The organism is Streptomyces nanshensis (assembly GCF_001751255.1).
GTDB classification, from domain to species: domain Bacteria; phylum Actinomycetota; class Actinomycetes; order Streptomycetales; family Streptomycetaceae; genus Streptomyces; species Streptomyces nanshensis_A.
This window is the reverse complement of sequence record NZ_LJGW01000688.1, coordinates 1-6,924: the sequence shown is the minus strand read 5'-3', so window position 1 is coordinate 6,924 and position 6,924 is coordinate 1. Positions and strand designations below refer to the sequence as shown.

Annotated in this window: 7 protein-coding genes; 5 read left to right on the top strand and 2 right to left on the bottom strand. The window is 71.8% G+C overall.

The features are described 5' to 3' along the window. The 4 genes from AN218_RS31835 to AN218_RS39135 form a co-directional block, all read left to right on the top strand. Positions 1-448, top strand: a 448-nt coding sequence (locus tag AN218_RS31835; protein WP_244900885.1) for a 3-hydroxyacyl-CoA dehydrogenase family protein, incomplete at its 5' end; no start/stop codon positions are given. Then, positions 445-1,605, top strand: a complete 1,161-nt coding sequence (locus AN218_RS31830; RefSeq protein ID WP_070020494.1) for an acyl-CoA dehydrogenase family protein — start codon at positions 445-447, stop codon at positions 1,603-1,605. The genes AN218_RS31835 and AN218_RS31830, both read left to right, overlap by 4 nt. Before the next feature lie 101 nt (positions 1,606-1,706). Continuing rightward, positions 1,707-2,513: an SAM-dependent methyltransferase gene (locus tag AN218_RS31825; RefSeq protein ID WP_070020493.1), complete on the top strand. Its 807-nt coding sequence runs from the start codon at positions 1,707-1,709 to the stop codon at positions 2,511-2,513. 121 nt (positions 2,514-2,634) lie between these two features. Further along, positions 2,635-3,465: a VanZ family protein gene (locus AN218_RS39135; RefSeq protein WP_420856043.1), complete on the top strand. Its 831-nt coding sequence runs from the start codon at positions 2,635-2,637 to the stop codon at positions 3,463-3,465. On the opposite strand, the gene AN218_RS31815 is transcribed toward AN218_RS39135, so the two are convergent. Continuing rightward, a complete protein-coding gene (locus AN218_RS31815) occupies positions 3,440-4,123 on the bottom strand; it encodes a DUF4230 domain-containing protein (protein ID WP_079132810.1) in 684 nt (227 codons plus the stop codon). The two genes, AN218_RS39135 and AN218_RS31815, sit on opposite strands and share 26 nt — an antisense overlap. Before the next feature lie 154 nt (positions 4,124-4,277). After that, on the bottom strand, positions 4,278-5,561 hold the full coding sequence (locus tag AN218_RS31810) for an FAD-binding protein (protein ID WP_070020492.1): 1,284 nt from the start codon (positions 5,559-5,561) through the stop codon (positions 4,278-4,280). 356 nt (positions 5,562-5,917) lie between these two features. Here AN218_RS31810 and AN218_RS31805 point away from each other — a divergent pair, with 356 nt between their 5' ends. Further along, positions 5,918-6,817: a helix-turn-helix domain-containing protein gene (locus AN218_RS31805; protein WP_070020491.1), complete on the top strand. Its 900-nt coding sequence runs from the start codon at positions 5,918-5,920 to the stop codon at positions 6,815-6,817. Positions 6,818-6,924 lie beyond the last annotated feature (107 nt).

Here is a 6,924-nt window from a genome sequence, read left to right as displayed (position 1 = left end):
CCGTGTGCTCGCGGTGACCCCGGCCACGGACGCCGGCGCGCTACGGGACGCGGCGGCCGTGCTCGGCGCCGGCGGCGCAGCGGTCACGGTCGTACGGGACACCGCCGGCTCCGTCGCGCAGCGCCTCCTCGCCTCCGTCGTCTCGGTCGCCGCCTCCATCGCCGAACGGCACATCGCCGCGCCCGCCGACATCGACCTGGCCGTCACCGCGGGTCTGGGCTACCCGTACGGGCCGCTCACGTGGGGCGAACGGATCGGCGCCGTACGGATGCTGGAGTTGCAGCGCGCCCTGTACGCCACGAGCGGCGACCCCCGCTACCGGCCGACGCGCTGGGTGCGCGAGCGCGCACAGCTCGGGCTGCCGCTGACCGCGCCGGACACCCCGCTCGTCCAGGACCCGCCCGCCCGCGCCCGTCCCGTCCGCGATGCGGAGGAGAACACCCCATGAACAGCCGGGATTTCGGCCTCACCGAGACCCAGCGCGACATCCGCGCCATGGCGGCGCGGTTCGTCGACGCCGAGGTCGCGCCGCACGCCCGCGAGTGGGACCGCGCCGAGCGCGTCGATCCGGGCATCCCCCGGCGCCTGGGCGAACTGGGCTTCCTGGGGCTGACGGTGCCCGAGCGCTACGGCGGCACCGAGGCCGACATGCTCTCCTACGTCCTGGCCACCGAGGAGCTGGGCCGCGGCGACTCCGCCGTACGCGGCATCGTGTCGGTCTCCCTGGGCCTGGTCACGAAGACCGTCGTCGCCCACGGCACCGAGGCCCAACGCGAGGAGTGGGTACCGCGGTTGGTGCGCGGCGACGCCCTCGGCTGCTTCGCCCTGACCGAGCCCGGCACCGGATCCGACGCCGGTTCGCTGACCACCCGGGCACGGCGGGAGGGCGGCGACTGGATCATCGACGGCGGCAAGATGTTCATCACCAACGGCACCGTCGCGGAGGTGGCGTTGACGTTCGCGCGGACGAGCGAGGACGGGATCACCGCGTTCCTGGTGCCGACCGCCGCCCCCGGCCTGACCGCCACCGAGGTGCACGGCAAGCTCGGGCTGCGCGGCCAGGCCACCGCCGAACTCGCCTTCGACGGCGTACGCGTGCCGGACTCCGCCCGGCTCGGCGAGGTGGACCGCGGCCTGGGCATCGCGCTCGGCGCGCTCTCCCGCGGGCGGATCTCCGTGGCCGCCGGAGCGGTCGGACTGGCGCAGGCCGCTATCGACGCCGCCGTCGGATACGCCGCGGAACGCGAGCAGTTCGGCAGGCCGATCGCCCGGTTCCAGCTCGTCCAGGAGCTGTTGGCGGACGCGGAGGTCGACACGAGGGCGTCCCGGCTGCTCACGCACCAGGTGGCGAGGATGGCCGACGCGGGCGCCTCGCCGAAGGAGTACGCGACGGAGGCGTCCGTCGCCAAATACCACGCGAGCGAGACGGCCGTGCGGGTCACGAACAACTGCCTGCAGACGTTCGGCGGTTACGGCTTCATAGACGAGTACCCCGTCGGCAAGTATCTGAGAGACGCCCGCGTCCTCACGCTCTACGAAGGCACCAGCCAGGTCCAGAAACTCATCATCGGCCGCGCTGTGACCGGTGTGGACGCCATGACGTGACGGACGCGGAGAGGGCCGCATCAGGCCGGATCAGGCGCTGTCCGGGGAAGCCATCGGTGAGACAGTGTCTCGTCGGCGACCGCGCTTTGGGGAGAGCAGCAGTGACAGCGAATGACGAGATCGACACCAGCAGACCGCACCCTGCCCGGGTCTACGACTACTGGCTGAACGGCAAGAGCCACTATGAGGCCGACGCGGCCGCCGCCCGGCGGGTCGTGGACGTATGGCCCGGAGTGGTCCTCGGGGCCCATCTCAACCGGGAGTTCATGCACAGGGTGACCCGCTGGCTCGTCGAGGAGGCCGGCGTACGGCAGTTCCTGGACATCGGTTCCGGCATCCCCACCGAACCCAACCTCCACCAGGTCGCACAGGCCGTCGCCCCCGAGACCAGGGTCGTCTACGCCGACAACGACCCCATCGTCCTCCAGCACGCGCAGGGACTGCTCCGCGGCACCCCCGAGGGCCGGACCGCCTTTCTGCAGGCCGACTTCACCGAGCCGGAGAGCATCCTGGGCTCGCCGCAGCTCCGGGAGACCCTCGACCTGGACCGTCCCGTGGCGCTGTCGCTGATCGCGCTGCTGCACTTCATCACCGACGAGCGGGGAGCGTACGAGACCGTCCACGCGCTCATGGACGCGCTGCCGTCCGGGAGTTACCTGGTGGTCTCCCACGCCACCGCCGACTTCGACCCGGATCTGCTCACGCGGGTCGCCGAGGCGTACCAGTCGACGGTCGCCGAGGGGCAGATCCGCTCCAGCTCCGAGGTGAGCCGGTTCTTCGAGGGGCTGGAGCTGCTGGAGCCGGGCGTCGTCGTCGCACACCGCTGGCGTCCCGAGGGCGGCGAGGCGCAGTCGGACGTCACCGACGCGGAGTTCCCCGTCTACGGCGGGGTCGCGCGGAAGCCCTGAGTGCGCTGCCGGTGTGCTGCGGTGCGCTCCCGCGGCGGCCGGGCGGGCGCGGCGCATGCTTCGGGAAGCCGGGGGTAACTGCTGGCCAGACAGTACCGAGGCCCTCCGGGGGTGCAAGCAGGTGCAGAATTTCCTGAACGCAGCGAAGGGGAAGGCGAAGCCGTCGTCCGCCGGTAAGACGTCCGCACAGCAGGACAAGAGCGGCGCGAAGAAGGCGCCCGCCCAGAAGACCGCCCAGAAGTCCGCCGCGAAGAAGAGCGCCGCGGGCAAGAGCTCCGGCCGGACGGCGGCGGGCGCGAAGAAGTCCGCCGCGAAGAAGACCACGGCGGCGAAGACGGGTGCCAAGAACGCGGGCGCCAAGAAGAGCACGTCGAAGAGCACGTCGGCGAAGGGCCCCAAGAAGCAGTCGGCGGCGGCGAAACGGGCGGCCGCCCTGGAAGCGGCGCTCTCCGAGCAGCGGCTGCCGCTGGTGTGGCGGGTGCTGATCCTCATCGTGGCGTTCGTCGCCATGGTCGGGTTCGCCGTCGTGCTGTCGAAGCTGACGCTGAACCCCTCGGCCGCGTCCGAATCGCTGATCCACAGCAATCTGCGTCCCGGCGACTCGATCCGCAACTACCTCTCACAGCCCGCCATTCAGGACACCCTCAAGCAGCTCGGCGGGAACATCGTGCTCGGCATGCCCTTCGGCGTGCTGCTTCCGGCGCTCGTGCCGCGCACCCGCGGACTGCTGCGCGTGATGCTGGCGACGGCGCTGGTCATGCTGCTGGTGGAGCTGGTGCAGGGCGCCCTGGTGCAGGGACGCGCCTTCGACATCGACGACGTCATCCTCAACACCACGGGCGCCATGCTCGGTTACCTCATCCTGGGGCGCCGCCTGGGCCGCGCCGTGCATCCCCGCCGCCGCCACTGGTGGCACCGGCCGGCGCTCAGCTCTTCCCGCCGCCGTTCGTGAAGGCGACCGTCACCTTCTCGTAGCCCAGCGAGCGCAGCAGCTCCTCCAGCATCGACCTCGTGTTCTTCTCCGCCCGCGCGGTCAGGTCGCTCTTCTTCGCGGCGGAGCCGATGTGGCGCACGGCCAGCTTGTGCACCTGGCGCTCGTCGTTGGGGTTGTCGGAGAAGACGTCGCCGAGCCGGTCGAGCAGTCCGCGCTGCTTGGCGACCGCGTACGAGTGCTCCGCGTCCAGCGCGGGCTTCTCCAGCCGGGCGCGGGGGAGCCGTACGGTCGCCTCCGTACGGTCGGCGTTGACCCGCACGGCGTCCTCGCCGACGTTCCCCAGGTCCACGTACGCGCCGACCTCGCCCTTGCCGACGAAGAGGGTGCGCTTGCCGCGTATCTCGTCCGGCAGGAACCTGGCGTCCTCGTCCAGGTCGACGACGACCTGGAAGGTGCCGGAGGCCGCCTCGTAACGGCTCATGTCCTGGATCGACTTGAGCAGCACGGGCCCGCTGCGGTCCTTCGTCTCGGTCGCGAACGGGTTGGCGGCCTTGGGCAGAAGACCGGACATCCCTCCCAGCAGCAGCGCCAGGAGGACCAGGACCATGGCCATCGAGACCACGACCCACCACGGCGGACGCTTGCGGACCTCGGCTGGACGCTTCGTGGCTGTCATCTGACCGTCCCTTCGGGCACCGGGGGAAACCGACACCTTCCGGTTGCCCCCGGCCCGCCGGTTCATGGTCGGCGGCACACGGGACGGTGCCCAACTCGCCGCCGTGGCAACGGAATTGGGCCAATGCTGTACGGGGCCGCCGGCTCCCCGGGGCTCAGCGCAGCGCGAAGGCCCGGTCCACGAAGGGATTGGCGAAGACGCCGTCGGGGTCGTGCTCCCGTACCAACTCCCGGAAGTCGCCCGCCCGTCGGTACAGCGCCGCCACCGACTCCGGCTCCATGGCGGTGAGTTTGCCCCAGTGCGGGCGCGCGCCCAGCGGCAGCAGCCGCTCCTCCAGGGCCGCGATCACCGGCAGTACGGCGTCCTGGTCCTTGACCCAGGTGAAGTGGAAGGCCACGCAGTCCCGTTGGAAGAACGGGCTCAGCCACAGATCGTCGGCGGCGACGGTCCGTATCTCCGAGATCTGGAGCACCGGCGCGATCCGCTGCCCGAGAGCGCGCAGCGCCTCCAGCGCCTCGGCCGCGGACGCGCGCGGCAGCAGCAGCTCCGACTGGACCTCGTCGCCGTTGCTGGGCGTGAAGTCCGGCCGGAAGTGCGGCAGTCGCTCGTGCCAGGGGCCGGGCACGCCGAGCTGCCGGGTGCAGTGCGTCGCGGGGATGCCGGGGATCGGGTGGTGGGCCGCGCCCGCCGGGGTCACTCCCTCCCAGCGCGTCCGCGCCCGGGTGCCGGGACGTTCGGCCGTACGCCGCTTGAGCCACACACGGGCGTCGCCGAGGTAGTCGGTGAACGCGCTGACGCTGTAGGCGCATCCGAAGATCTCGTCGAAGCGGTCGGCGACCTCCGTGAGCGGTACGCCCGTGTAGACGTGCTGGGAGACCTCGAAGTCCGGTTCGACGCGGAGCGTGAGCCGCGTGACGATGCCCAGGGCGCCCAGCGCGACGACCGCGCCCGGGAAGCGTTCCGGGTCCGACTCCCGGCTCAGCGTGGTCAGTTCGCCGTCCGGGCCGACCAGCTCCAGCGACGTCACGGCCGCCGCGAGGCACTGCTCCGCGTCGCCCGAGCCGTGGGTGGCCGTCGCGCAGCAGCCTGCCACCGAAATATGCGGCAGCGAGGCGAGGTTGGCCAGCGCGTGGCCCGACTCGTGCAGCACGGTGGCCACTTCGCCGTACCGCATGCCCGCGCCGACGGTGACGGCCGAGGCCGCCTCGTCGATCTCCACGAGGGGCGGCAGGGCGTCGAGCCGTACGAGTTCACCGGCGGTGTCGGCGACCCGGTTGAAGGAGTGGCCGCTGCCGAGCGCCCGTACCCGGCGGGACGAGGCGACGATGTGCTGCAACTCCTCGACGGAGGCGGGGCGTCGGACGCCGGTGGCGGTGAAGACCGTGTTGCCCGCCCAGTTGTGCGCGGGCAGGCCGGTCGCGTGGCCGGAAGAGGACATGCGCGCTCCTGAAGTGAGCGGTGACGGGGGCGATTTCGGCCCGGAGCGTTCAGGACGCGCCGGTCGGCTGTCCGGAATCGGACGGTTGCGCGGACTGCCGCCGGGAGGGAATCATTTTCGGCCTCCGGGATTGGCCGATCCGCGCCACACCACGTAGATTCCTTCCCTTGTGCAACGTGCGCAACAGTCCTCCTTCCGGTGACGGGGTGGCGGGGACTGGACAGGGGCATGTGCGGGAATGAGGACGGACAGTGCCGTGGAAACGTACCTCTCGCCCAGCGCGAGGCGGAGCGGACCGGACCGACACATGGTCACCGTGGCGCGACCTATGCGTTCACTGCACGGGGAGCTGAGGCATGCGCATCTCTGAGATCTCGGGCAACCTGCCCGACCGCCGCGTCCCGGACCGGCCGCCGGGGCCCGCGGTGCCCCGGCTCGTGCTGGGCGAGCGCCTGCGGCGGCTGCGCGAGGCGCAGTACATCTCACGCGAGGAGGCCGGCGAGGCCATCAAGGTCTCGGACGTGACCATCGCCCAACTGGAGCGCGGCCGCAGCGCCGTACGCGAGCGCGACGTCACCGACCTGCTGAGCATCTACGGGCTGAGCGACGCCGACGAGCAGGCCACCCTGCGGGCCCTGGCCGTGCAGTCGAACGCCCCGGGCTGGTGGCACGCCTACCACGACATCGTGCCCGACTGGTTCCACACCTACCTCGGACTGGAACAGGCCGCGGACGTCATCCGCAGCTACGAGGTGCAGTTCGTCCCCGGGCTGCTCCAGACACCCGAGTACGCCCGCGCCGTCATCGAACTCGGCCATGCCGGCGCCCCCGCCGCACAGTTGCGGCGCCGTACCGAACTGCGCATGCTGCGCCAGCGGATCCTGCACGGCAGACGCCCGCCGCACCTGTGGGCCGTCATCGACGAGGCCGCGCTGCGCCGCGGCGTCGGCGGCCCCGAGACGATGCGCGGCCAGCTCGAACACCTCATCGCCGCCTGCGAGTTGCCGCACGTCACCGTCCACGTCATGCCCTTCTCCGCCGGCGGGCACGCGGCGGCCGGCGGCCCCGTCACGCTGCTGCGGCTCCCCGAGCGCGAACTGCCCGACGTGATCTATCTGGAGCAGCTCATCGGCGCCTCCTACCCCGAGCAGGAGGACGTCGAGTACTACCGGCACGTGATCGACCGGCTGGTGACGGACGCCGCTCCGGCGCGGGAGACCCGCGGCATCCTTTTGGGCATGCTCGACGCACTCTGACGCGGTCCGCGCCGCGGTCCGCCCGCGGTGCGCCCCGCGGCTCGTACGCCGGGCCGGTGCCGCGCGCACCCCGGCCGCTCACGGCACGGCTCGCGACTCCACGGCAC

Excerpts from the sequence above, each read along its gene's own strand:
- AN218_RS31830 (WP_070020494.1), top strand. The coding sequence starts at position 445 with ATGAACAGCCGGGATTTCGGCCTCACCGAGACCCAGCGCGACATCCGC.
- AN218_RS31815 (WP_079132810.1), bottom strand. The coding sequence starts at position 4,123 with ATGACAGCCACGAAGCGTCCAGCCGAGGTCCGCAAGCGTCCGCCGTGG.
- AN218_RS31810 (WP_070020492.1), bottom strand. The coding sequence starts at position 5,561 with ATGTCCTCTTCCGGCCACGCGACCGGCCTGCCCGCGCACAACTGGGCG.
- AN218_RS31805 (WP_070020491.1), top strand. The coding sequence starts at position 5,918 with ATGCGCATCTCTGAGATCTCGGGCAACCTGCCCGACCGCCGCGTCCCG.